The organism is Deltaproteobacteria bacterium (genome assembly GCA_023382265.1).
Taxonomy (GTDB): Bacteria; JAMCPX01; JAMCPX01; order JAMCPX01; family JAMCPX01; genus JAMCPX01.
Genome location: JAMCPX010000025.1, coordinates 20976 through 47567 on the forward strand (window position 1 = coordinate 20976; position 26592 = coordinate 47567).

A 26592-nucleotide genomic window follows, 5' to 3' on the forward strand; every position below is an offset into this window, starting at 1 on the left:
TTCCTCCTTTATTTTTTTATTGCCTTCCAGAAGTAACCTGTAAAACCTCTTGTCTTGTCATAGTATTTTTTTCTGAAAGTCATTTTCAATGGCTGCCCTATCTCAAGTTCTTCCCGTTCGCAGTCTGTAAGATCCGCAAGCATTCTGCCTCCCTCGTTAAACTGTATCATACCATAGATAGCCGGAGGTTCTACCGATACTGCAAGATAATCTCCCGTAAATGAAAGGAGCTTTGCCTCTTTATCGGAAAATTCATAATCCTCCTGGGTATGAAATGAATTACACTTTGGGTTCACGCATATATTCGTTTTAGGGAATTGGATTGTTCCGCATTTTGTACATTTACCACCGACCAATCCAAGTATCATCTTGTGGTTACGCCATAAAGTTGTAAGTGCTGTTTGTGTAGGAGCTTCTGCCCTTATACCCGTTTCTGTCTCTATAAGTTCATTAAACTTTAAAAATTTGGCATAACTCGTCTCATCTTTTTTATTGGCAAGTGATCCCCTTATACCCCTTTTTGCCGGGAGCTTTGTGATATTATCGGTGACCTCAAATAATAATGCGTCACTGCCCTGTCCGAAGCTTGCCACTATTATCTTATCGCCCGGTCTTGAATCTTCAAGTGCTGAAGTCAACATTACAAGCGGATGTGCAGCCCCTGTTTCGCCGCACACATCATGCATATTGTTTACTATTTTATCAGGCTTTACACCTATCCTCTTGCCTATGCTTGCGTGTTCTCTCTGGAAGTAGCATGGATATACAAACTTGCTGACTTGTTCAGGCGAAAGTTTATACTTTTCCAAAAGTCCTTTAATTACCCCTGGTATTATTTTTATATACCCTTCATCTCTCACCCATCTTTCTTCCCATGTGTAATCAAAAGCTTCTTTTGATCCCCTGTAATGATCTACAAAATCAAGAGATACGGAATGGGAGCCCTTAAATTCTGCAATAACATTGCTTTCCCCTATAAGAAGAGAAGCAGCGCCATCTCCATACCATAGTTCATAGAAACTTGCAGAACGTGCCTTTCTATTATCTGTGGCGGTAACAAGTAGGTTCTTTTTTTCTCCACTTTTTACTGCTCCGATCGCTGACAGTAGTGCAGCAGTCCCGCTCTTTAGTGATGATGTAAAATCCGCGGTAACAATATCTTCTCTCAGATTAAGCGCAGCAGCAACGATACCTGCATTTTGACGATCAGCAAATGGTAATGTTGTTGATGCGAGATACAGACCATCGATCCTACTTTTATCTATGCCCGTGATACAATCCCTTGAAGCATCAACGGACATTGTTATACTATCCTCGTCCCAGTTACACATCGCTCTTTCGCCCTGTGCTACCATCATCAATGCCGGGATATACCACCCCATCTCCTGAATCACAGAAAAACGATTTAAACGACGTCTTGGAACATACCCACCATAAGAAACAATACCTACCATTGTTTACCTCCTTTTTGTTAATCTACACAACACATTGTGATTGCATCATAAGCATAAACGAATAGCATCAAATTGATATATTTATCAATAATTCTTAAAATTACTCTTGTAAAGTAATTTGATTGCCCGGCATGAACTTACTTTTTCTGCCTGAAGGTTATTTCTTTTTTTCTAAACTTATAGTTGATGGTATTTCTTGATATACCAAGGAGTTCTGCAGCTTTTGTTACATTCCATTCTGATTTTTCAAGTGCTTTTGTTATTGCTTTATTTTCTACATTATTAATGAAATTAGCCAGAGGCTCTTTTGATTCAATAACGGCATGCACAACCTTTTCAATGTAAGCATCTTTTGATTCGCTCAATAAACCTTCGGAAAGAAGTATAACGTTACTTCTTATCATTTCATCATCGGTAAGCATTGCTGCGCGTTCGATGACATTTTTTAGCTCCCTTATATTACCCGGCCAGTCATAGCTTATAAGCATATCAATAGCATCTTTATCGATGTCCTTGATTTTTTTTTGCCTGCCCTCGTTCAGGATTTTTATGAATTCTTGTACGAGCAGAGGCAGGTCTTCTTTCCGCTCTCTTAAAGGAGGGAGCTGTATCGGCATAACCGAGATACGATAGTAAAGATCATCCCTGAATAAACCCTTGTCCACAAGCACCTTCAGGTTTTTGTTCGTTGCTGTAATAATTCTTACATCAACCTGAACTTCCTTTTCTCCTCCAAGCCTTAAAAAGTTTTTTGTTTCTATAACCCGGAGAAGTTTTGCCTGAAGCAATAAAGAAAGCTCCGAAATCTCATCAAGAAATATTGTTCCTCCATCAGCGAGTTCAAAAAGGCCTCTTTTTCTTTTTTTTGCATCTGTAAAAGCACCGGGTTCGTATCCGAAGAATTCTTCTTCCAGCAATTGATCAGGGATTGCAGCACAATTGATAGATATCATATGTCCTCTTGCTCTTTTTGAAGCTCTATGAATGAAATTTGCCAGAAGCTCTTTACCTGTGCCGCTTTCACCCTCTATAAGAGCATTCATCTGATCCGCATTGGCTGCGCGCATAGCAATGTCGTAAGCATTTTTTATCTTATGTGATGTTCCTATGTAGTAATTAAGCTGTACATCCGAGATCTTGCTTTTAAGTATCGCCACTTCCCTTTTTAGCTTTATCTTCTCAATCAGGCTGTTCAGGGCGATTTCAAGATCATCGAGTGTAAAAGGTTTTACAAGGTAATCATACGCGCCCATTTTTATAGCGTTTATGGAATCTTTGATTGAACTATGTGCTGTAATCATTATTATTTCATAATTATCATCCATAGATTTTATATCCTGCAAAAGTGTAATGCCATTGGCATCGGGCAGCATTATATCAATCAGAATTATATCTAAGTTCTCGCTTTTTAACAGCCCGAGCCCTTCTTCACCGGTATACGCAGAAAATACGTTGTGTTTCAGAGATTTTAATGCATCCGTAATGAAATTCGTAAGTATTTTTTCATCATCAATTATTAGAATATTCATACTGTTATATAGCCGTTTAGATATACTTCACATTCTACGCATTTGTGTCCGCTGCAGCCTGACATACAATCTTTATACTTAAAACACCTATAAGTATCTTTTTTAATAAAGACTTCGCACTGCTCTCTCTCATTTAAAGGGCAGTTTATCTCCTCGTAGCATGGTTTTCTAATGCCCTGTAAAAATAAGATCGAAACTGCAGTACCTATATCCACTTCACTTTCCATATACAGTTTCCCCATATTTTCTTCAATTATGTTTTTAACTATGCTCAACCCAAGCCCTGTCCCATGCACCTTTGTTGAAAAAAATGGTGTAAATATCTTATCCATATGCGACTTTTGGATACCGATCCCCGTGTCTTTAACCTCTATCCTTACAACATCCTGATACGGGGCGATCTTAGGGCATTTTATATCAGGAGAAAGGTTCCTTTTTAGCTTTAAAGTAGAAACGTTAATCCTGAGTGTTCCGCCTTTTGGCATGGCGTCTAAAGCGTTATTTAATATATTCAAAAGTGCCTGATGTATTGCAGATTCGTCAACAACTATATCAAGTCTATCATTGTTTAAAAATTTTTTTATAACTTTAATACCGGTATGCTGTATCCTTGCATCCGAGATATCCAATACATTTTTTATAACGGATGGTATGTTTACAAGGTTCATACGGGGTATAGCGGTCTTGGAATATGTGAGAAGCTCTTTTACAAGGTCATCAATCCTCTGTATCTCCGATATGATCATATCAAAGTAATTATTATTCTGATAATCCGCGGATTGTTTTTTTAACAACTGAATTCCTATAATTATACTTGCGAGTGGATTTTTTATTTCATGGGCAAGCTTTGCAGACATCTCGCCTATTATCGCGAGATGCGTAAGTTTTTTTTGCTCTTCTTCCATCTTCCTGATCTGGGTTAGATCTGCAAAAATAGCCATTACTCCCTCCGTGTTTCCATTCAATCCTGTGAGAGGCGCTAATGTAAAGCCGAGAAAAAGCTCTTTACCTTCGGGTGTATAACCAAAGCTGTTCAGCCTTTTTTTTACTGCTTTTTTTGCAACCACTTCTTTATAGTCAAAGCCAGACAGTTTTAATTGTTTGACGAAGTCTTCTATAGGTCTATTTATCATATTCTCGGATTTTATGTCCGTGATCTCTTCCATAACAGAATTGAAAATCAGTATATTTCCTTTTAAATCCGTACACACTATACCGCTCGGCATATTTTGAAAGATATTCTTAATCATTGTTATATTATTTGAACCGTTAAATAAATCCAATCTAAACCTCTTTCTCCGTTCTTCATGTCCTGTTTATGGTAAAAAAATATACACTCTTAATAAAATATTAATCATTAACATGTATACTTATTATACCATCTTTAAGTAGTTTGCAAATACTTTAAGCCTTGTGATTATTCGTTCTGGGATCTAATATACTTCTCAAATAATCACCCAGAATATTAAGGCATAGTATGGTAATAATAATGGCAATGCCGGAAGCAAGCATCCATGGCCTTGCCGTAAGCGCTTCCACATTCGTTGCCTCGCTTAACATGTTGCCCCAGCTCACATCCGGGTCTCTTATACCGAGTCCCAGCATGCTTAATGCAGACTCACTTATTATGTATCCCGGTATGGATAGTGTTATTGCTACGACAGTATAATACATCAGATTTGGTATGAGCTGTTTTAGTATGATTCCGCGGATAGAATCACCATAAGCCCTTGATGCAATTATAAAATCCCTCTCTTTAATGCTTAAAACGATCCCTCTGATAACCCTTGCAAATCCTGCCCATCCTATAAAGCTCAAAATTACAATAATAAGCATAAAGGTTGTGGACGAGCTAACACCTGCCGGTATTATAACAGCGAGTGTTAGTAAAAAATAAAATGCAGGTAAAGACATAATGATTTCCGTAAATCTCATTATCAATGTATCTACAATCCCGCCTATGTAACCCGATAGTGTTCCAATTACAATGCCGATACTAAAGCTGATCAGTGCTCCAATTAAACCAATAAATAAACTTACCCTGCCGCCGTACACTAGCCTGGAGAAATAATCCCTTCCAAGTTGATCCGTCCCGAGTAAATGAATCCCAGCATCTTTTACATAAAACAGCTTACCGCCGGTAAAAAACCTTATAGGGTAGATTCGATTTTTTACTTCGCTGTATTTATGAGCATGGATATCAGTTAATTCATATCTGTATACATAAGGTCTTACAAGTGTGGTTTTACCGTTTTCTACAACAGTAAAATGTATGGATGTAGGAGGGAGATCAGGGAAAGCTCTGTTTTGCTGTTTGTATGGATATGGAGCAACATAAGGGGCAAAAATAGAAATGGAGTAAAGAATGAGAAGGACTATTCCTGCGATAATTGCTGAAAGTTTAGATACCTTAAAAGAATGTTTAATCATAACTGGGCTTTTATCCTGGGATCAATATACATCAGAGCAATGTCTGAAATCAAATTGCCTATAAGCAGCATTGCAGCACCTATAAGTAAGTCTCCCATGATCAGGAATACATCCATTGACATAACAGCTTTTAACAGAAGTGTTCCAAGTCCTTGAAGATTCAGTATCGTTTCAACGAGGGCTGCCCCTCCAAGCAGGCCTGCAAGGTCATAGCCTGCAAGTGTAACAAAAGGGTTTAACGCATTTTTTAATATATGAATATAGATTATACGTGAACTATTTAATCCCCTTGCTCTTGCGGAAGTAACAAATTCGCTATATTTAATCTCTATGATATTTGCTCTTATCAGTCTTATATATGAAGCAATCTGTGGTATTGCCAGTGCTGTTACGGGCATGATCAGATGAATCGACCTGTCGTATATCTTATCCTTGATGCTTAAAAGATTATAAAGAGGACTTGTTGTCCCGCCTGTCGGCAGTATGCCGGTTTTAGCTACAAGCAGAAGCAGGATAAATGCAATCAAGAAGCTCGGCAGTGATATGCCTATATAACTTGCAAAGCTAACGCTTCTGTCAAAATACCCATTTTCTTTTATCCCAGAAATGATCCCAGCGGGTAATGATATTAGCCAGCTGACAACGATGGTTGTGATTGACAATATAAGTGTATTCAATGCACGCGATGATATAAGACTTAAAACGGATGCGTGGTAGTATATGCTTATGCCCAGGTTAAAGTGTATTATATTCCATAACCACAATCCATATCTGTAAAGCAAAGGTTTATTAAGCCCATAAGCCTGCTCCATCATTTTTATAGTTTTTTCGGAAATATAAGGATTCATTTTTAATGAAGTTAAGATATTACCGGGTGCGAGCGAAATGATAACAAAAGAAATAAATGTTATCCCGAGTATTTCAGGTAACATTATTAAAAGTCTTTTTATAATAAACTTAAATAACATGATGTAAAATACAAAATCATGATTTTGTGTTTACTTCAAGTGCTTAACTCAAAAGATGTGTTTAAAAAAAAGGGAAGGCTGTGAAGCAACCGATTGGGTTGCTCATTGTACTCTTACATCTCGTTATCACCCATACCGGTTTCGACATAAAAAAACCCGGTTCGCGCGAACCGGGTAGAGCAAAAAAAAGATGCCTATCTATTTAGGCTTTTGTAACTTTTGCAGCTTGTGGACCCTTAGGACCCGCAACAACCTCAAAGTTTACACGATCTTCTGCCTTTAGAGTTTTGTATCCATCTCCTTGGACTTCTGAATAATGAACAAATATATCCTGTCCATTATCCTGTTCAATAAAACCGTAGCCTTTTGCATTATTGAACCACTTTACTTTTCCTGTTGGCATTTAAAACCTTTCTCCTTTCACTTCATACTTAAACCGTATAGAAGTATTATAACTATAAGAGCTTAGTATTGAATTGTCAACTGTTATTTTAAGTCTTGCCCAAATCTAATGCATTTTTAGGTTAAGCATGTTGTGCTTTACGGAGAAGACGTTCTTTCTGGCGTTTTTCTGCCTGCTCCCAACGTTCATGTTCTCTACCTGTTTCAAGGATCAGTCGCGGCACCTCTACAGGCCGACGATTCTTACTGTCGAGTGCAACATACACAAGATATGCCTGATTTGTTATCCTGAGCCTGCCTGTTAAGATTTCCTCTGCCTCAACAATAACCTCTGTTTCCATTGACGTCCTGCCGACGTAGGTAAGCCTTGCCCTGAATGTGACAAGGTCACCAATATGTACGGGTTCAAGGAAAGTAAGAGAATCAACCGCCACCGTTACTGCCGGATATCTTGCATGTCGTGTAGCACACATTCCCCCTGCCTCATCTATAAGTTTCATCAGTACTCCGCCATGTATGTTACCAAGGTTATTGGCATGTTCCGGCTGCATAAGCTGGCTTAACACAACCTCTGACTCACTGATCCTTTTTGCTTCCATATAATTATCCTTTTTTAATCCTTTAACTCGATTCTATTAAGATAATAACAATTTTATTTTGTTAACCCGAAAAATGCAATAGGAAAGTTTTTTCATTCACTCGACCCTGCGATCCACCTAAGATATATAGGTTTTTTGTTATAAATGATGCTCAAGACCTCTGTAAGTTTATATACATGCACTTTGTGTTTCTTTTTTCTAATATTCGGAGAATACCTTTATTTGACGAAGGGTTATTGTTCATTACAAAAACCCCCCTATTTTTAAATGCATTTTTTGGGTTAATCAATTTCTACCTTCATCGGTCAGCAATACCTTTTAAAGTCCAAGCCCGTTCTATTTTAAAAAGATTTAAATTATTTGATATTTCATGTACTTCGAGGGGATTTATTTTTTGAGTCGTGTTACAGACATGTAAAATCCGTGTAACACAAAATTTACTTGTATAAGTAATCGCATAGAATTATCCTTCTTAAGTATTATGAAAACAAGAATAGGTGATCATTTTATAAAATATGTCTCCCTGGGTTTTTCTTGTTTAATACTTTTAATCCTTGTAGGTATAGCTTATGAACTTGTAGCAGGTTCGAGAGCTTCTATAGAGCAGTTCGGCTGGAAATTTTTAATCACTTCCACGTGGGATCCCGTTAACAGGGTATTTGGAGCATTTCCATTTATATATGGGACAGTGGTATCTTCGGTCATAGCATTGATTATAGCTTTACCGGTAAGTCTTGGGATTTCTATATTTTTATCAGAACTTTCACCTCCACAACTTCGTATCTATGGATCACTAATGGTTGAACTGCTCGCGGCAATACCAAGCATAATTTATGGATTATGGGGACTGTTTGTGATGGTCCCGTTCCTTCAAATTTATGTTGAGCCGTTTCTCGGTAGATATCTAGGTTTTATGCCATTGTTGTTTAAAGGCTATCCTCTCGGGGTTGGAATGCTGGCAGGCGGACTCATTCTATCGATTATGATTATTCCAACAATAGCATCAATTTCGAGAGACATTTTAAATTCTGTTCCTACAATATATAAAGAAGCAGGGCTGGGTCTTGGCATGACGAGATGGGAGGTTATTTCAAAAATAAGCATTCCATATTCGAAATCGGGCATAATAGGTGCGGTCATGCTTGGGCTTGGAAGGGCACTTGGAGAAACAATGGCTGTTACAATGGTCATAGGGAATTCTCCAAACATTTCAGCCTCTTTGTTCGCACCTTCCTATACGATAGCAAGTGTGATAGCAAATGAATTTACAGAAGCCACATACAAGCTATACATATCATCACTTATAGAGCTTGGACTAATACTCCTTGTAATATCAATGATATTCAATGCAATTGCAAAACTGCTTGTTAAAAGAGACTCAATATAATGAGATGACGCAAGATGGAATCCCTTGTTTATATAAAAAGAAAAACCGTTAATAATACGATGCTTGTCCTTTCGTATATATCTGCATTGTTAGGGTTTATTATTCTTCTGCTTATACTTATTTACACTATCATTAAAGGTGCAAACGCTATTAATCTCGATTTCTTTATAAAGTTACCAAAACCCACAGGTGAGGCGGGCGGAGGTATTGCGAATGCCATTATAGGAACATTTATAGTGGTAGGCATAGCTTCTATAATAGCTGTACCTATCGGCATCATGTCGGGTATATATCTTTCCGAATTTGGGAAAAACAGGTTCGCTGGGTTTGTAAGATATATGACAGACATCATGAACGGTATTCCATCAATAATAGCAGGCATTGCGGTCTACGTGTTTATTGTTGTTCCAATGCATGAATTCTCAGCACTATCCGGTGGCATTGCCTTATCCATTCTTATGATCCCTGTAATCACAAGGACTTCAGAAGAATTAATAAAAATGGTACCCGACACTATAAAAGAAGCAGCTCTCGCTCTTGGTATCCCCAAATGGAAGGTAATCATTTTTATAGTATTGCGTACAGCTTCGGTAGGTATTATAACAGGAATAATGCTTGCCGTGGCAAGGGTTGGCGGCGAAACAGCCCCGCTTTTGTTCACTGCCTTTAATAACCCGTTTATGAGCTTCAGGCTTGATCAGCCGATCGCAACAATGACGGTTCTTATATATAATTATGCATCTTCCCCTTATTTGGACTGGAACCGGATTGCATGGGGTAGTGCATTTGTTCTTATTATGGGTGTGCTTATTGTCAATATACTTGCAAAGATGTTTACAAAAAAGAGTTATTCGTTATAAGGTGTATCACTATGGCCAAGAAATTACTTATAGAGGATCTGAATGCATGGTATGGCAGTGTTCAGGCTTTAAAAGCTATAAACATAGAGATAGAAGAAAATAGTGTTACAGCAGTGATAGGTCCATCTGGATGCGGTAAAAGCACATTTGTTAGATGTCTGAATAGGATCCACGAGATAGTAAATAATGCCAGAGTAAGCGGAAAGGTTATACTTGATGGAAACGATATTTACGGCAATTCGAGTGATCCGGTTTTAATAAGACGTAGAATCGGAATGGTGTTTCAGAAACCGAATCCATTCCCAACTATGAATATATTTGATAATGTTGCTGCGGGATTAAAAATGAATGGTATAAAAGATAAAAGGTTACTTGCGGATACTGTTGAAAAGAGCCTGAGGAAATCGGCACTATGGGATGAAGTCAAGGATAAGCTTTATAAATCTTCAATGGCTTTGTCGGGGGGACAACAGCAGAGACTATGCATAGCCAGAACCATTGCAATAGAGCCTGAAGTTATACTTATGGATGAACCTGCTTCATCACTTGACCCTATTTCTACATCACGTATAGAAGAGCTGATGCAGCAATTAAAAGATAAATATACTATTGTAATCGTTACTCATAACATGCAGCAGGCCGCAAGGGTATCCGATTACACGGGATTTTTTTTGCTTGGGGAATTGATTGAGTTTAATAAAACCTCTGATATTTTTACAAACCCAAAAGATAAAAGGACAGAGGATTATATTACAGGAAGGTTTGGTTAATAAGGAGCAGAGATGGAAAGAAGATTTGATGAAGAACTAAAAGAATTATCAGGTATGCTGATTGAGATGGGAAGTCTTGCTCAAACCATGATACATAAATCTATTAAGGCACTCGTTGACAGGGACAGAGCGGTATTAAAAGAGGTATATACACTGGAGGAAACTGTAAACAGAATGCATATTGAGATAGACGACTTTTGTCTGAAACTTCTTGCGCTTCGCCAACCTCAAGCAGGAGACCTGCGCATGGTTACGGCAGCAATAAAGATCAACACGGATCTCGAGAGGCTCGGGGATCAGGCGGTAAACATAGCGCAGCGTACGGAATCCCTGCTTGAAAGGCCGGCAATAAAACCGCTTGTTGATATCCCAAGGGAATCCACCATAGCTCAAAAGATGGTAAGCGACAGCCTTGACGCGTTTGTAAAAAAAGATGTCAGTCTTGCAGAAGATGTCCTGACAAGAGATGATACAATAGATGATATCAACAATCAGATATTCAGAGAATTGCTTACATACATGATGAGTGATCCAACAACTATACCAACCGCTATTGATCTAATATTTGTATCAAAAAATCTTGAACGAATAGCCGATCATGCAACAAACATAGCAGAGGATGTTATATTTATGGTTGTTGGTAAGGACATCAGGCATCACATGAATATAAAGTGAAAATGAATACAAAAGGCTTTGACATAAAAAAACTTTTTGACAAAATGCGACCTTTAGCATACTCCGTCATGTTTTTATTGCTTCTGATGAGCGGATGTACATCGCAGCAGATTAAAAAAGAACCTGGTGCAAAAGGTTTATACGATAAAGCTCTTGGAGAAATGAAAGGTGGAGTTTTTGGCCCAGACTATGAAGAGATAAGACAAACTCTAAATCAAATTGTAGACAACTATCCTTACTCAACTTATGCGCCTCTTGCACAATTGAGAATTGCAGACACATACTTTAAACAAAGCAGATACCTCGAGTCTGCTGAAGCCTACAATCATTTCATAAAAATGTATCCAAACGATAAAGAGGTTCCTTATGCGGTATTTAAGGAAGGTAAATCCTATCTTGAAAATCAAAAAACATGGTTATTCCGCACTATACCTTATGATATAGATGAAACGGGTATTTATAATGCACTTGATGAGTTTAATTATATAGTTAATTACTACCCTTCTTCCAAATATTTCAAAGATGCACAAAGGTACGCAAAATTATGTAATTATACCCTTGCCAGGCATGATTTGTACATTGCTGATTTTTATATAGCTCACGACCATTATGAAGCTGCAATAGATAGATTAAAAGAGATACCCGAATTATACCCCACCAGTGGTCTGGTTGAACAGGCACTAAAAAAGCTTGCTTATCTTTATAAAAAGATAAACTCCCTTCAGGAATATAATAAGACCGTGAAATTATTAAAACAAAATCATTGACACTATAATAAACGCGTTTTACCCGGAGTTGCAACCGATCAAGGATATTACTGCCAGAGGCTGGTTGTTCTATTTGACCTTGAAGAGAACGAATCGTGATAAGATTTACTTGTACGGTGCATTTTTATCGGGCTTACTATTATTTCGAGAACCCGAGTACATCAAACATGTTATAAAGTGCCGGAGGCCTACCGACAATCCATTTGGCGGCACGGACAGCACCTTGGGCAAGATTTTCTCTACTTGAAGACCTGTGTGTTATTTCAAGCCTTTCCCCGGTCCCTATGAACATGACCGTATGTTCACCGGCAACATCACCACCCCTTAGTGTCTGTATTCCAATCTCGCCCTTTTGTCTTGCTCCGGTATTTCCGGACCTTGCGTATCTTGCGGTATCCTTAAATGACTTGTCTCTTGCCCATGCTATCAATTCACCGAACTTTATTGCTGTACCGCTTGGTGCGTCAACCTTGTTTCTGTGATGTAATTCAAAAATTTCAGCATCATATGCATCGTCAAGCGTTTTTGCCGATAATTCAACAAGCTTGAAAGCGAGATTTACAAGCACGCTCATATTGGGTGATAATAGTACAGGTATGATATTTGCTGTTTTATGGATTGTTTCCATCTCACTCTGTGAAAAACCGGTTGTTCCTATCACCGTAGCTATGCTTTTTATCTTTGCGTATTCGATAAGCTTCATTGTAGATTCAGGGCTTGAAAAATCTATAAAACAATCTATGCTGCTATTGATCTTGCCGGGGTCATCTACGATATTTGAGGTAGATTTCGCTTCCATGGTATTGTTATCCTGTGAGAGGAGAGATGGATGTCCTTTTCTTTCAATCCCCCCTGCAACATCAAATGAAGTGTCATTGAATAAGAGTTTCAGCACCTGCATGCCCATTCTACCCATTGCCCCATTTACTGCAACAGAGATGGGTTTATTCATTTTTTAAGCCCGCTTCTGTCATAACATTTTTTAGCTTGCTCATGCCTGCTTCCGATAGTGGAGTCAAAGGCAGTCTTATCTCTTTGGAAATCCAGCCCATAAGGAATGCCGCTGCTTTTACAGGTATGGGATTCGTTTCCATAAACATTGCATTGTGCAGCTTCCATAATGCGAGATTAAGCTTTGCGGCTTTTTGCAGGTTTCCTTCTTCAAAGGCATTAAACATCTCAACAATTTTTTCAGGCACTATATTGGATGTTACTGAAATAACGCCCTTTGCTCCAATAGCCATAGCCGGCAATGCAGTAAAATCGTCACCGGAAAGGACGATAAAATCTTTCCTGCATAGCTTTATAACATCTGTTACCTGCTGTACCGAGCCTGTTGCCTCTTTTATCCCAATTATATTTTTTATCTCTGATAATTTTGCAACCGTCTCGGGAAGCATATTCACACTTGTTCTACCGGGCACGTTGTAGAGTATTATTGGTATGTCAACTGCTTCTGAAACAGCTTTAAAGTGTTCATATAAGCCATTCTGAGTTGGTTTATTATAGTAAGGTGTTATTAAAAGCGCTGCATCAGCCCCTGATTTTTCAGCATGTTTTGTAAGTTCTATAGCCTCTTTTGTGTTGTTTGAACCGGTGCCTGCTATGACAATGGTTTTATGATCAGCTATTTCGATTGTATAATCAATGAGCATTTCATGTTCTTCAATATCAAGTGTAGCGGACTCACCTGTTGTGCCGCAGGGGGCGATGCCTTGAATACCAGCTTTTATCTGCAGTTCAACAAGTTTTTTGTATGCCTGTTTATCAATCTCATTATTTTTAAAAGGGGTAATAATTGCAGTTATTACACCTTTAATTGCATTATATATCATACATCAATCTCTCCTTTAAAGACTTCTTCGGCAGGACCGGTAAGATAGATACGGTTATCCTTAGCCCATTCAAGTTCAAGATCCCCGCCACGAAGGTGTATTAGAACCTTTTGCTTGCTTTTATTATTCAACACCCCTGCTACAGCAGCAGCGCTTGCACCGGTTCCGCAGCTTAAGGTCTCGCCGCTTCCTCGTTCCCAAACGCGCATTTTCAGCTCTGAATCATTGATCTTTTCTACAAACTCCACATTTGTTTTTTTGGGGAAGAGTTTGTGATTTTCGATGGCAGGACCATACTTGTGAACATTAAATTTATCAACATGATCGACAAATATAACTGTGTGAGGATTCCCCATTGAGATACACGTGATCTTGAATTCCGTATCTTCTACTTTGAGATTCCTGTTTATGACCCTTCCGCTGAGTTTCATTGGAATTTGTTTCGCATCAAATGAAGGTTCACCCATATCAACCTTTATATTGTTGTGAATGATTGCGGGTTTCTTAATACCCGCAAGTGTTTCTATTGTAAGCTCCTCCTTTTTTGTATATCCATGCGTTACAAGGTATTTTGCAACACATCTTATGCCGTTCCCGCACATCTCGACCTCTTCACCATCCGCATTGAATATTCGCATTCTGAAATCTGCTGTCCTGGATGGAAGTACCATCAAAAGCTGATCAGCTCCTATTGAGAATGCCGGAGTGCACAACCATTTTATTTCCTCTGTTGTTAGTTTTTCTTCTTTTTTGATAGCATCGATGAGTATAAAATGATTCCCGGTGCCCTGCATCTTTGTAAACTTTATTGTCTTTTTAGCCATTTATTACTCCTCTTTTATCTAATAAGAGTTTCACCCTTTATAAGATCCTGTAACGTCTCTCTTCTTCTTATGATATAGTATCTGCTGCCATCGACAAGCACCTCCGCGGCACGGCGTCTTGAATTATAATTTGATGACATTGAAAAGCCGTACGCACCCGCACTCATTATAGCTACAAGTTCATTTCTATCCATTAAATGAAGATTCCTATCTTTTGCAAAGAAATCTCCCGATTCACATATGGGCCCTACAACATCCTGTTTTTCTATTTTTGTATTTATAGTTTTAACAGGTATTATAGAATGATATGCATTATACAGGCTTGGTCGTATGAGGTCATTCATAGCTGCATCTATGATCATAAATCTTTTTTTACCATTGTATTTCCTGTATAACACCTTACCGACAAGAATGCCAGCATTACCGACGAGAACCCTGCCGGGCTCAAGTATGAGTTTACCTTCGAAATTTGCCAATGCTCCTTCTATTGCTTTTGCATATTTTTGCGGGACCGGAGGCAATTCATCCTTATATGTTATACCGAGTCCACCGCCAATGTCCATGTATTGTATGTTTATTCCACTTTGATTGATCTTTTGAACCAGGCTCATGGCCCGGTTGATCGCAGATACTATTGGGGATACCGTTGTAAGTTGGGAGCCTATATGCATATCAATCCCGTTGACAATAAGATATTGCATGGAGCTTGCGTATTTATAAGCGTCAACAGCATATTTACTGTCTATGCCGAACTTATTCTTTTTCAATCCCGTTGAAATGTATGGATGTGTCTGTGGATCTATATCGGGATTTATCCGTATGCCAACCCTCGCCTTTTTCTTAAGTTTTTTTGCTACGCTGTTTATAATGTCTATCTCTTCTATGGATTCGGCATTAAATAAGAGGATGTTTTCTTTAATTGCATAAGCTATTTCTTCCTCCGTTTTCCCTACACCGGAGTACACGATCCTGTCAGCCTTAATGCCGGCTTTTAAAGCTCTGTACAATTCACCACCGGATACAATATCGGCACCTGCGCCCATTGATGCAAATAGTGCTATATTGGCAATATTCGAGTTCGCTTTTACAGAATAACAGATCAAAGGCTCTATGCTTGTAAATGCATTGCTTAAAACGGCATAATGTCTTTTTAATGTTTTTTTACTGTAGATGTAAACAGGGGTTCCAACATCGTCTGCGATATCCTTTATTTTAACATCTTCACAGTAAAGTTCGCGGTTTTTGTAATTAAAAAAATTCATCTACTTCTCCTGTAAAAAGATAGTGATCGGTTCTGATTGTGCACTTTCATTATGTTCACTTGAGCTATCAACAGCAGTTACATAATAAATATTATAACCTGTTACGGCCGTTTTGTCTATATAAGTCGTAGAAGATATGGGGATAGCGTTAAGACGTCTGAAAAGTTTTTCATTCCCCGACTTTCTGTAAATATAATATCCAAGAATATTCGATCTGGTATTTGGTTCCCAGCTCAATGCTATTCCAGATTTTATCGGGGCACCTGAAAGGGCATAGGGCCTTGCGGGTGGAACAAGGTTTATTGGTACGGCGAGAATCTCATTGGAAAGCCTGCTTTCTACAGGTGTGTTAAAAACTTTTGAAACACTTGTAACCGCATAAAAATAAGGTACATTGTTTTTCAGTTCTCCGTCTATATAGGTTGTGCCTGAAATCAGGACAGGATTTATAGGAAACAAAGGAAAGTTATCCATTTTAAGACTTCTATAAATATTGTAGTAAATGGGTGTATTGATTTTAGTGTTGTTGATGTAGATTGATGGAGGATACCAGTGGAGTTCTACAAAATTATTCCCGGAATTTGCCCTTAGATCAGTGGGTGGGTTATACGGTATATCCCAGTTAACAACGACGATATTGGAAGCATCACTTACAATATCCTCTTTTGTAACCGTGAATACAATGTATGAATATCTGAACCCGTATTTAACGTCGGTATCTTTTATGATCATAAAGTGTTCACCCCGTTTATACGGGTATCGCCATTGTTTATAAACCTCTTTTGTTCCAATGAGTGTTATCGGGGCACCGGCCCTTACAAGGTTAAAACCTTTTATATCTTTCAATACAGTGCCGTCTGTGTTTGTTGATGGAACAGTCCAGGTTAGTATTATGCCGTCTCCTCTTGCCAGTGCTGTAAGATCGGATATAAAAGCAGGTCTTGCAAGGGCATAAGGCACAGGATTTGCTTTTACACCGCACCCCGCTATTATAAATAAAATTATGACTAAAAGGTATTTAAAGTTTTTTATACCTGCCTTCCTAAGTCCGTAAGCCTGGGCAGTACGGCCTTCTACAACATGCGTTACAAATCTCACATCAGATATTATAGAGTTTGTAAAATTTATTTTAAGACCGGATGACCCTTGCTCAAATCTTGTAATCCATAGTTTATGCGATTTGCCGTTATTCCGCTTTTTCATAGTATATTCATACTATAAATAAGGTATAACAAACAACAATTTTGTGTTTAAATATTATAGACAGATGAAACCGTCGCTGTTACTAAGAATGGAGTTACGGACAAATTCATTTACATCAGCATCTTTTTTAAAGCAATTTTTTATGTTAGGGAACAAAACCATATGCGGATCGTTTATATTTACTTAAGGAGATAAAGTTTTATAATGAATATATGTCAGATAAACCCAAAAAGTTTTTTTAGAAAGATCCATGCGAATCTATCTATTGTGCTTATCTTGTCAGCATTTTCAGTTTTTTTTGCAGGATGTGCTGCAATGCCAGGCATACGTTCAAACACATCTTCAGCTCCGGATGTTCCCTATACAGCACCTGAATCAATCATGAAACCTCAGGCATCTGAAACCACAACAACATCGTCTGTTCTGGAGCAATTTAAGGATTCAAATAATCTGAGTCTTGAGGATATCATAAACATAGCCCTGCAAAACAGCACCCAGACAAGGTATGCATGGCTGCAGGCACGCGCAGCAGCCGGAATATTCGGCGCAAACCGGGCATTATACTTTCCAACGGTAACAGCGAGTGTGGATTTTAACCGTTACAAGCAGAGCCTCATTGGTTCTCAGCTCTCATTTTTACTTACAATATACGGTTTTTCCGCAAGCATTAACTACCTTTTGTTTAATTTCGGAGGACGATATGCTCAAGTAAAAGAGGCGCGTTATGCCCTACTTGCTTCAGACCTTAGCCAGAATTATACAATTCAAAATGTAATACTTCAGGTCGAGCAGGCTTACTATCAATACCTTGGTGAAAAGGCCTTGCTTGATGCTGAACAAAAAAATCTCGAAGATGCAAAAACAAATCTGGATGCGGCACAAGAGAGATATACTGCCGGGCTTGCAACGATTGCAGACGTACTTCAGGCAAAAGCAGCCTATTCTCAGGCAAAACTCGCGCTTGAGAATGTAAACGGACAGATTCAAATAATGTACGGTGCGCTCGCAACATCCATGGGATTTCCGGCAAACATTCATGTCGCCGTAGGTAACCTTCCGGAGCATGTCCCTGATAAGGAAATCTACGACAATATCAACGACCTCATAAAAAAAGCAGAAGCACACAGGCCGGATCTCGCTGCTGCCAGGGCACAGGTTATTGAGGCAAAAGCACATACCCATTCTGTTCTTGCCTACGGATTGCCGAGTCTTTCGTTAAACGGTACAGCAAGCCGTACCTATCTTTACAGTACGATAGGCAACCCGTATTTTGATCAGTATTCCGGGGCAGTGCTCCTTGAGATCCCGCTATTCAACGGTTTTTCAACGGCATACAATGTGTATACGGCAAAGGAGCAGGCAAAGGCTGCACAACAGCAGTTGAAAGGCGCCCAGCAGCAGGTAATACTTCAAGTATGGAACAGTTATTACTCATTTAAGACTGCGCAACAATCCCTCGAGACAAGCGAAGATTTCCTAACAAGTGCACGGCAATCAGCTGATGTTGCACTTGGCATGTACAAGCAGGGGCTTGGAGACATTATAAGTCTTTTGAATGCGCAAAACACCCTTGCTCTGGCAAGGGCACAGGAGATTCAGGCACGAACAACATGGTTTTTGTCAATGGCACAGCTTGCACATGATACAGGTATATTAACGCCCGATTTTTTAAATGGAAAAGCGGCTGCAAATCATGATTAAAAGAGAAAGGTACACATACGATGATAAATAAAAATAAAAAAATTGTTACTATAATAGCTTCTCTGTTTTTGTATGTATCGTTATCTGCATGTTCAAAGGGAAAAAAAATGAACGGCTTTCAGCAAGTTGCACCTGTTACTGCTGCTTATGTAACAAAAAGAACAATGCCCATACAGATTCATACCATCGGAAACGTACAGGCAATTTCATCAGTAGATGTCGATGCACGCGTAGGTGGAGAGCTTCTGAGTGCGTATTTTAAAGAGGGACAGTATGTAAAAAAAGGCCATCCAATGCTGCGTATTGATCCAAGACCGTTCAAGATCGCCCTTGAGCAGGCAAAGGCAAATCTTATGCGGGACGAGGCACAGTTAAACTATGATCTTGAAAACCTGAGGAGATATACCAAACTTGTGGCAAAAGACTATGTAACAAGGGATCAGTATGATCAGGTAAAAACGCAGGCACAGTCATTGAGCGCTACGGTCGAAGCCGACAAGTCACAGGTAGACAATGCAAAACTCCAGTTGAGCTATTGTTATATAGATGCCCCGGTATCCGGCAGGACTGGCAGCCTACTCGTAAAACCAGGCAATATCGTGAGTATCAACCAGCCCAACAGTACGACGCTTGTCAATATACAGCAAACCCGGCCCATTTATGTGCAGTTTTCAGTGCCTGAACAGTACCTCAATGATATAAGGACGTATAAGCACAAAGGCACATTGAAGGTTGGGGCTTATTTTAAGAACAGTGGAAACAACAGTAAGGTTGAATACGGGGATCTTACCTTTATCAACAACGCAATCGATACCTCGACCGGTACCATAATGCTGAAAGCGCTATACCAAAACAAGGACGACATGCTCTGGCCGGGTCAGTATGTCAATGTTACTTTAACACTGACGAATTTGCCGGATGCAGTCGTTGTTCCAACACAGGCAATTCAGGTATCACAACAGGGACAATACGTGTTTGTCGTTCATAAGAATAACATTGTTGAAACAAGACCAATTGTTTCAAATTACAGTTATGATCATGAAAGCCTTATTGAGAGAGGCGTTTCCCCTGGAGAGATGGTTGTAACGGACGGACAGCTTGAGCTGGTCGATGGTTCCAAGGTTGAGATAAAAAATAAATTAGATGCAGGAAACACGAATCAATGAATATATCTGAATTGTTTATACGCAGGCCAGTCATGACCACGCTGGTCATGCTGGCAATACTATTGTTCGGGATCATAGGGTATAAACTATTGGCAGTAAGCGACCTGCCCAATGTTGATTTCCCTGTCATACAGGTTATGGCAACCCTTCCAGGGGCAAGTGCCGAAACAATGGCATCTGCCGTTGCAACACCGCTTGAGAGACAATTTACAACAATATCCGGGCTTAACTCCATGTATTCTTCAAGTATGCTCGGTGCAACGCAGATAACACTCATGTTCGATTTAAGCAAAAACATAGACGCAGCGGCACAGGATGTTCAGGCAGCAATGACTGCGGCATCTCCGCAGCTGCCACAGGGTATGCCAAGCCCTCCTACCTATCAAAAGGTGAATCCTGCCGATATGCCGATAGTGTATATCTCTCTTACATCAAAGACCCTGCCGCTCTATACACTCGACTACTACGGTGAAACAATGATGGCAGAGCGCATATCCATGATCAACGGTGTTTCACAAGTGCTTGTGTACGGCTCACAAAAATATGCCGTGAGGGTACAGGTGAATCCAAAGATACTCTCAGGGCTGGGTTTGGGCATAGATCAGGTGGCAAATGCAATACAAACATCCAATGTAGAGCTTCCGACAGGCGTACTTGATGGTGAGCACTCGGCATACACAATACAGGCAAACGGCCAGCTTACCGATGCAAGTTTATACAATCCCTTGATAGTTGCTTACAATAACGGCAGTCCTGTGAGGATTAAGGATATAGGCAGGGCAATCGACAGCGTTGAGAATGACAAGACCGCTGCGTGGTATGTAAATACAAAAGAGAACACATTTCAACGGGCCATAGTTCTTGCCGTTGAAAGACAGCCCGGGAGTAACATTGTAGGCGTTGCAGATGCCGTAAAAAAGCTGCTCCCCGAATTCAGAATGGACCTGCCTGCATCGGTTTCAATGCACCTGTTGTTCGATCGTTCTACTTCTATAAAACAATCCATAAACGATGTAAAAACCACCCTGATTATAGCTTTAATACTTGTTGTACTTGTTATCTTTGTATTTTTAAGAAACCTGTCGGCCACTATTATTCCAAGCCTGTCTCTTCCATTGTCGATATTCGGCACATTTGCTGTCATGTATCTGCTTGGATATACTATTGATAACCTTTCCATGATGGCCCTTGTTCTGGCAATTGGTTTTGTCATTGACGATGCCATTGTCATGCTTGAAAATATTGTCAGACACGTGGAGATGGGCGAAGGCCCGTTCGAGGCAGCTTTGAACGGTTCAAAGGAGATAAGCTTTACCATTCTGTCCATGACCTTATCGCTTGCAGCTGTGTTTATCCCTATAATCTTCATGGGCGGTATTATCGGCAAACTCTTCCATGAATTCGCAGTTACCATAGGTGTTGCAATACTTGTTTCAGGCTTTGTATCTCTTACCCTTACTCCAATGCTGACCAGCAGATTTATTAAGTCCATAGAACCAAAGGAACACAGCAAGCTCTATAAGCTGTCTGAACGTGGTTTTGATTCCATGTTAAACGCATATAAAATAAGTCTTCAGTGGGTTCTAAATCATAAAAAAAGTACCATGATATTTTCTCTCATCATACTGATATTTACCGGACTCCTGTTCGCAGAGGTGCCAAAGGGATTTATGCCAAGCGAGGATCTTGGCGAGATCTTTGGAATAACCCAGGCAGCACAGGGCATTTCATTCAAATCCATGGTCAAGCACCAGATTGAAGTTGCAAACGTCATAAGACAAAATCCCAATGTGGATGCTTTTATGACAAGCTGCGGGGCAAGGGCGGGTATTACCAGCAGCAACTCCGGCGTGGTGTTCATGAGGTTAAAGCCGAAATCCGAAAGGAAGCTGTCGCCGGAGCAGATCATACAGCAATTGTATCCGAAACTTGTCAAAATCCCCGGCATCCGCATATTCCTTCAGAACCCTCCGCCCATACAGCTCAGCGGCAGGTTCACGAAGAGCCTTTACCAGTACACGCTGCAGGGTACGAATACCGATGAACTGTACAAGAATGCACAGATCATGGAAGCAAGAATGAAGACGCTGCACGGACTTATGGATGTCACGTCTGATCTCGAGATTTCAAACCCGCAGGTCAACCTTACCATTGAAAGGAATAAGGCGTCCCAGCTTGGTGTATCTGCATATCAGATAGAGAACGCTCTTTCCTATGCGTACAGCTCAACGCAGGTATCGACCATCTATGCACCGGACAATGAATACAAAGTTATCCTGGAGCTTGAGCCCCAGTACCAGGAAGACCCGTCCGTATTGTCACTTTTGTACATCAGATCCTCATTGGGTCAACTTGTACCTCTTGATAGCGTTGTCAGCATGGAAAAAACAGTGGGTCCGCTTCAGGTTAACCACACAGGCCAGCTGCCGTCCGTCACCATATCGTTCAATCTTCTGCCCGGGGTATCACTCGGTGATGCTGTTTCTAAGATTGACAGGCTTGCACATAAGACCATTCCTGCAAACATCATCACGAGTTTCCAGGGTACCGCACAGGCATTTGAATCCTCTATGAAGGGACTTGGCATGCTGCTGATCATGACTATCCTCATCATCTACATGGTGCTCGGTATATTGTATGAAAGTTTTATACATCCAATAACGATACTTTCCGCCCTGCCTTTTGCAGGGTTCGGTGCATTGTTGACGCTGTTGATCTTTCATGTGGATTTAAACATCTACTCATTCGTGGGCATAATAATGCTCGTAGGACTTGTGAAAAAGAACGGTATCATGATGATCGATTTTGCGGTTGAAGCAGAGCGGAAGGAAGGGAAAAGCACGAGGGATTCCATTTATGAGGCATGTGTCATAAGGTTCAGGCCCATTATGATGACAACAGTGGCTGCAATCATCGGTACCTTACCCATAGCAATCGGACTTGGTGCAGGTGCGGGCTCGCGTCAGCCGCTGGGCCTTGCCGTCGTCGGCGGACTTATATTTTCTCAGTTCCTTACATTGTATATCACCCCGGTTTTCTACATATACATGGATTCCTTCAGCAAATGGCTGCCTAAGGCATTGCATATCAGGCAGGATACAGAACCCTGACTTACCGCATCACACAGGTTTTCTTAACCCAAAACGTGCATTTAAAAATGTGGGAGGAGGACAAAACATCTTTGTTTATGGTATGTTGAGCGTAGCACAGTGTTGAACGGACAGGCTTTCCTATTGTATTCCCATGGTCTATGTCCTTTTTCTCAGGTGTAAAAAGATTACCACAATGCCTGCAATAATGAATGGAACAAGAATTATAAAAAGGTATTCGAAATCTCTCGCATACCTCAGTACTTTATCAATATTGCTGCCCATTATAAACCCTGCACCTACCCATAACGGTACTGAAATGATTGCACCAAGTGCATCGATAAATAGAAATTTATCTGTTTTTATATTCATAACACCCGCTGACAGAAATACGGCAACCCTTAATCCGCTTATGAATCTTGCTATAAATATTGTTTTATTACCATGCCTGGTGTAAAAATATTTTACCTTTTCAAGGCCGATATCCCCTATAAATTTTTTTATAAACCTGTGATCTTTTCGCCCGATCGACCATCTTTTGCCTATAGAAAAGAGTATAAGATCCCCGCCAAGTACACCTAAAAAATCGGCAGCCCCCATAAGATATAGAGACGTCAAACCCTTATAAGCTATGTATCCTGAAATAACGAGTAAAACCTCTTCAGGAACAGGGAATCCTAGTCCGCATAATATAAGAAAGATGAATATTGCAATAAAGGTGAACTGCTCAATATACTGGAATACAAATTCATTTAGCATGATATATCATTAAATGAATCGCCGCCCGAAATCAAGAATATCAACGTAAATTATCTTATAGAAGCTTTAACCTGATCAGATTGATCCCTATCATGGCTATAAACATCGCTGCAATACCTGTAATTGTCCACATCTCGCCTTTAAGTGCACGTGAATTGTATCTGGATTTTTTTGTTTTTAACATCAAAGGGAAAAATCTCGGGACCTCCGATGTGTACTGTTTATACGCGTCACCGAACTTTTCGAGAAGAAAATGCTCCTCTCTTATAACAATTGGGTAGTATTGGAATACAAAGTATACAACTACCATAGGTATTACGATTATTTGATTAGCAATTACAGAGAACCCTAACGTAATGAAAAAATTACCCAGATATAAAGGATTCCTGATTATAGAATAAGGCCCCTCTGTGGTAAGCCTGTCCGCAATTAATTTTTTCGATCGTGTTGTCATGCCTGAATACCCAACGGCCCATATCCTTATGGCCTCACCCGAAAGGACAACAAACCCTCCTATAATGAGAATTGCCAGGTTTGCTTTAAAACCGACAAACGAAGGCTTGGCCAGCACAAGTATTATTATTGTCAAGATAATAAAAGGCACCGGCAGGGTGTCCCTGTGCCGGAAAAGAAAATCTCCAAAACGCACCATCTTACTTTGCTTCATCTATCACCTCCCAACCATTTTACGAAGTCTTCATAAGGCTTTGTGTTAATAACATCATCTTTTTTAAGCCAGCCGCGTCTTGCTACAGATACACCATAGCTCATATACCGCATCTGATTTGGATCATGACTGTCTGTTGTTATCATAAACTTTACACCATAACCCGATGCTTTTCTTATCATAATATCGGTAAGATCAAGTCTTAACGGGTATGAATTAATCTCCATTGCTACATTGTACTGTGCAGCTGCTTCAAATACCTTATCCCAGTTTACGTCGTAACTATCCCTTTCACCAATTAACCTTCCCGACGGATGTCCTATAACATCCACAAGCCCTGTTTTCATTGCACCCGTTAAACGGTTTGTAATCTGTTCTGCCGTTTGTTTAAAACCCGAATGTATAGAACCTATAACAATATCGAGCTGACCGAGCAATTCTGTATCCATATCGAGTGAGCCGTTTGATAGAATATCAACCTCCATGCCTTTTAGAATCCTTGTTCGGTTTTGTTTTTTATTAAGTAAATCTATCTCCATCATTTCTTCTTTTAGCCGTTCCGCATCAAGTCCTCCTGCTACGCCGAGTGACTGTGAATGATCTGTGATTGCGATATACTCGTATCCAAGTTTTGATGCATGTTCAGCCATCCGTTTTACAGTGCTGTCTCCATCGCTGTGAACGGTATGTGTATGTACATCCCCTCTTATATCGGCAAGCATGATAAGGTCGGGCAATTTGTATTCAACCGCGAGTTCAATCTCCCCTTGATCCTCTCTGATCTCGGGAGGAATAAACTGCATATCAAGGACTTTGTAAATCTCTTGTTCTGTTGTCCCTGCCTCATTTTGATTATTCTTCATATTGAACAGCCCGTACTCATTGAGTTTTAGGCCCTTTTTTATAGCAATTTCTCTAAGTTTTATGTTGTGATCTTTGGAACCTGTAAAATACAAAAGCGATGCACCAAAGTTATTTTTATCAAGCACACGCAGATCAACCTGTATGTGTGTATCTTTAAGTATGACGGATGATCGTGTTGTGCCGTGTGAAAGGATTCTTTCTACTTCTTTTAAATTTACGAATTTATTCATCAGCGGTTCGGAATCAGATGCAATTGCAAGTATGTCTATGTCCCCAATCGTCTCTCTTCTCCGCCTTATACTTCCTGCAACCTCGACCTCATCCACTCCTGTTAGGGCATTTAATTCTTTTATAATGGATTCCGTTATAGGTAATGCAGTGCCAAGTGGAAATCTGCCCTTAATACTTTTCTTGAGTTCAATACCTTTTAGAATATTCTCTACCGTTTTATCTTTTATACCTTTAACGCCTTTAATCCTGCCCGATTTTGCATATTCTTCAAGCTTTTCGACCGAATCTATCTTGAATTGATCGTACAACAGCTTTGCCGTCTTTGGCCCGACTCCCTGAATAGATAAGACATCAAGCACACCCTGAGGGATTTCTTTTTTAAGCTCTTCATAGGAAATCATTTTACCTGTTTTGACATATTCTTCTATTTTGGAAGCCAGATCCTTGCCGATACCCGGAATCTCTTCAAGATCGTGTGTTTGAACGAGTTTATCGGCATCCTCTGCAAGATCTTCCATAACATACGCAGCCTTCCGGTACGCCCGTATTCTAAAAGGATTATCTCCCCTCATCTCAAGCATGTCAGCTATATTGTTAAATATGTGAGCAATTTCTTTATTCAACATATATAAAAGATAAACGTATGATAAAAAATATCAATAATTTGTTTAATCAAAGTAATTCCTTTGTACAGTAACACAACCGCATGAATGTGCTTTTGAGGTACTGCGGTATAATACGGTTGACTTTAATTTTATCCTTGCAAAAAGATTTTATAAGTGTAGTATAAATATCTGTATGCCTAATAATAATGAAAAACGAAAGCATATACGGGCAAAAACACACGTACGGGTTAATTGCAAAAGTGAGGGTATTTTCTTTTCTGATTTTACAAGAGATATAAGTTTTGATGGAGCTGGCATAGAAAGTCTGGTGACCATTGCCCCTGGAACAATTATTGATCTATTCTTCACATTACCTGAGGAGACAGAAAGCATAATGGTAAGAGGTAAGGTTTTGTGGTCAAGAGTAAAACCAAGTACGTATGAATCAGGTAAGTCAAATGCGATGTTCGGGGTTCAATTCATAGATATTAATGATTCACATAAAGAAAAACTATTCGGATTCGTCTCTAAACGAATAGCTTAAG

General features: G+C 39.7%; 24 protein-coding genes. 9 read left to right on the top strand and 15 right to left on the bottom strand.

Annotated elements, in window-relative coordinates; all coding sequences use genetic code 11:
• Positions 1-8: 8 nt before the first annotated feature.
• The 7 genes from M1381_04835 to M1381_04865 all read right to left on the bottom strand — a co-directional run bounded on the left by M1381_04835 (position 9) and on the right by M1381_04865 (position 7382).
• Positions 9-1454 (bottom strand): OB-fold domain-containing protein, encoded by a 1446-nt coding sequence (locus tag M1381_04835; protein MCL4478412.1) that lies wholly within the window; start codon positions 1452-1454, stop codon positions 9-11.
• 137 nt (positions 1455-1591) lie between these two features.
• On the bottom strand, positions 1592-2983 hold the full coding sequence (locus M1381_04840) for a sigma-54 dependent transcriptional regulator (protein ID MCL4478413.1): 1392 nt from the start codon (positions 2981-2983) through the stop codon (positions 1592-1594).
• Entirely contained in the window at positions 2980-4266 is a 1287-nt protein-coding gene (locus M1381_04845) for an ATP-binding protein (GenBank protein ID MCL4478414.1), read from the bottom strand. Before M1381_04845 ends, M1381_04840 begins: the two co-directional genes overlap by 4 nt.
• A 121-nt stretch (positions 4267-4387) precedes the next feature.
• Positions 4388-5413, bottom strand: a complete 1026-nt coding sequence (locus tag M1381_04850) for an ABC transporter permease (protein MCL4478415.1) — start codon at positions 5411-5413, stop codon at positions 4388-4390.
• Entirely contained in the window at positions 5410-6381 is a 972-nt protein-coding gene (locus M1381_04855; protein MCL4478416.1) for an ABC transporter permease, read from the bottom strand. The genes M1381_04850 and M1381_04855 overlap by 4 nt, the downstream gene beginning before the upstream one ends.
• Before the next feature lie 202 nt (positions 6382-6583).
• Positions 6584-6784, bottom strand: coding sequence for a cold shock domain-containing protein (locus M1381_04860; GenBank protein ID MCL4478417.1), 201 nt, complete (start codon positions 6782-6784; stop codon positions 6584-6586).
• Between the two features lie 121 nt (positions 6785-6905).
• Positions 6906-7382, bottom strand: coding sequence for an acyl-CoA thioesterase (locus M1381_04865; GenBank protein ID MCL4478418.1), 477 nt, complete (start codon positions 7380-7382; stop codon positions 6906-6908).
• Between the two features lie 481 nt (positions 7383-7863).
• On the opposite strand from M1381_04865, the gene pstC reads away from it, so the two are divergent.
• From pstC to bamD, 5 genes are read left to right on the top strand one after another with little or no spacing between them, the layout of a single operon-like run.
• On the top strand, positions 7864-8769 hold the full coding sequence (pstC, locus tag M1381_04870) for a phosphate ABC transporter permease subunit PstC (protein MCL4478419.1): 906 nt from the start codon (positions 7864-7866) through the stop codon (positions 8767-8769).
• Between the two features lie 14 nt (positions 8770-8783).
• Entirely contained in the window at positions 8784-9629 is an 846-nt protein-coding gene (gene pstA, locus M1381_04875) for a phosphate ABC transporter permease PstA (GenBank protein ID MCL4478420.1), read from the top strand.
• A gap of 11 nt (positions 9630-9640) precedes the next feature.
• Positions 9641-10399 (top strand): phosphate ABC transporter ATP-binding protein PstB, encoded by a 759-nt coding sequence (gene pstB / locus M1381_04880; GenBank protein MCL4478421.1) that lies wholly within the window; start codon positions 9641-9643, stop codon positions 10397-10399.
• Between the two features lie 12 nt (positions 10400-10411).
• Positions 10412-11074 carry a phosphate signaling complex protein PhoU gene (gene phoU, locus M1381_04885; protein ID MCL4478422.1) on the top strand — a complete coding sequence of 221 codons (663 nt, stop codon included), beginning with the start codon at positions 10412-10414 and terminating at the stop codon, positions 11072-11074.
• Between the two features lie 44 nt (positions 11075-11118).
• Complete coding sequence (bamD, locus tag M1381_04890) at positions 11119-11841, top strand: outer membrane protein assembly factor BamD (GenBank protein ID MCL4478423.1); 723 nt, start codon at positions 11119-11121, stop codon at positions 11839-11841.
• 139 nt (positions 11842-11980) lie between these two features.
• Here bamD and dapB read toward each other — a convergent pair whose 3' ends face one another.
• From dapB to M1381_04915, 5 genes are read right to left on the bottom strand one after another with little or no spacing between them, the layout of a single operon-like run.
• Positions 11981-12793 (bottom strand): 4-hydroxy-tetrahydrodipicolinate reductase, encoded by an 813-nt coding sequence (dapB, locus tag M1381_04895; protein MCL4478424.1) that lies wholly within the window; start codon positions 12791-12793, stop codon positions 11981-11983.
• Positions 12786-13676 carry a 4-hydroxy-tetrahydrodipicolinate synthase gene (dapA, locus tag M1381_04900; GenBank protein MCL4478425.1) on the bottom strand — a complete coding sequence of 297 codons (891 nt, stop codon included), beginning with the start codon at positions 13674-13676 and terminating at the stop codon, positions 12786-12788. Before dapA ends, dapB begins: the two co-directional genes overlap by 8 nt.
• Positions 13673-14500: a diaminopimelate epimerase gene (dapF, locus tag M1381_04905; GenBank protein MCL4478426.1), complete on the bottom strand. Its 828-nt coding sequence runs from the start codon at positions 14498-14500 to the stop codon at positions 13673-13675. The genes dapA and dapF overlap by 4 nt, the downstream gene beginning before the upstream one ends.
• Before the next feature lie 14 nt (positions 14501-14514).
• Positions 14515-15762, bottom strand: coding sequence for a diaminopimelate decarboxylase (gene lysA, locus M1381_04910; protein MCL4478427.1), 1248 nt, complete (start codon positions 15760-15762; stop codon positions 14515-14517).
• A complete protein-coding gene (locus M1381_04915; GenBank protein MCL4478428.1) occupies positions 15763-16965 on the bottom strand; it encodes a hypothetical protein in 1203 nt (400 codons plus the stop codon).
• A 204-nt stretch (positions 16966-17169) separates the two neighbouring features.
• Here M1381_04915 and M1381_04920 point away from each other — a divergent pair, with 204 nt between their 5' ends.
• Genes M1381_04920 through M1381_04930 form a run of 3 tightly spaced genes read left to right on the top strand, consistent with a single transcriptional unit; the run spans position 17170 to position 22942 of the window.
• Complete coding sequence (locus M1381_04920; GenBank protein ID MCL4478429.1) at positions 17170-18666, top strand: TolC family protein; 1497 nt, start codon at positions 17170-17172, stop codon at positions 18664-18666.
• 20 nt (positions 18667-18686) lie between these two features.
• Positions 18687-19832, top strand: a complete 1146-nt coding sequence (locus tag M1381_04925) for an efflux RND transporter periplasmic adaptor subunit (protein ID MCL4478430.1) — start codon at positions 18687-18689, stop codon at positions 19830-19832.
• Positions 19829-22942, top strand: coding sequence for an efflux RND transporter permease subunit (locus M1381_04930; protein MCL4478431.1), 3114 nt, complete (start codon positions 19829-19831; stop codon positions 22940-22942). The genes M1381_04925 and M1381_04930 overlap by 4 nt, the downstream gene beginning before the upstream one ends.
• A gap of 138 nt (positions 22943-23080) precedes the next feature.
• Here M1381_04930 and M1381_04935 read toward each other — a convergent pair whose 3' ends face one another.
• From M1381_04935 to polX, 3 genes are read right to left on the bottom strand one after another with little or no spacing between them, the layout of a single operon-like run.
• Positions 23081-23680, bottom strand: a complete 600-nt coding sequence (locus M1381_04935) for a DedA family protein (protein ID MCL4478432.1) — start codon at positions 23678-23680, stop codon at positions 23081-23083.
• 55 nt (positions 23681-23735) lie between these two features.
• Positions 23736-24347, bottom strand: a complete 612-nt coding sequence (locus M1381_04940; protein ID MCL4478433.1) for an isoprenylcysteine carboxylmethyltransferase family protein — start codon at positions 24345-24347, stop codon at positions 23736-23738.
• Positions 24344-26068, bottom strand: coding sequence for a DNA polymerase/3'-5' exonuclease PolX (gene polX / locus M1381_04945; protein ID MCL4478434.1), 1725 nt, complete (start codon positions 26066-26068; stop codon positions 24344-24346). Before polX ends, M1381_04940 begins: the two co-directional genes overlap by 4 nt.
• Positions 26069-26240: 172 nt before the next feature.
• Here polX and M1381_04950 point away from each other — a divergent pair, with 172 nt between their 5' ends.
• Positions 26241-26591 carry a PilZ domain-containing protein gene (locus M1381_04950; GenBank protein ID MCL4478435.1) on the top strand — a complete coding sequence of 117 codons (351 nt, stop codon included), beginning with the start codon at positions 26241-26243 and terminating at the stop codon, positions 26589-26591.
• The last annotated feature ends 1 nt before the right edge of the window (position 26592 follow it).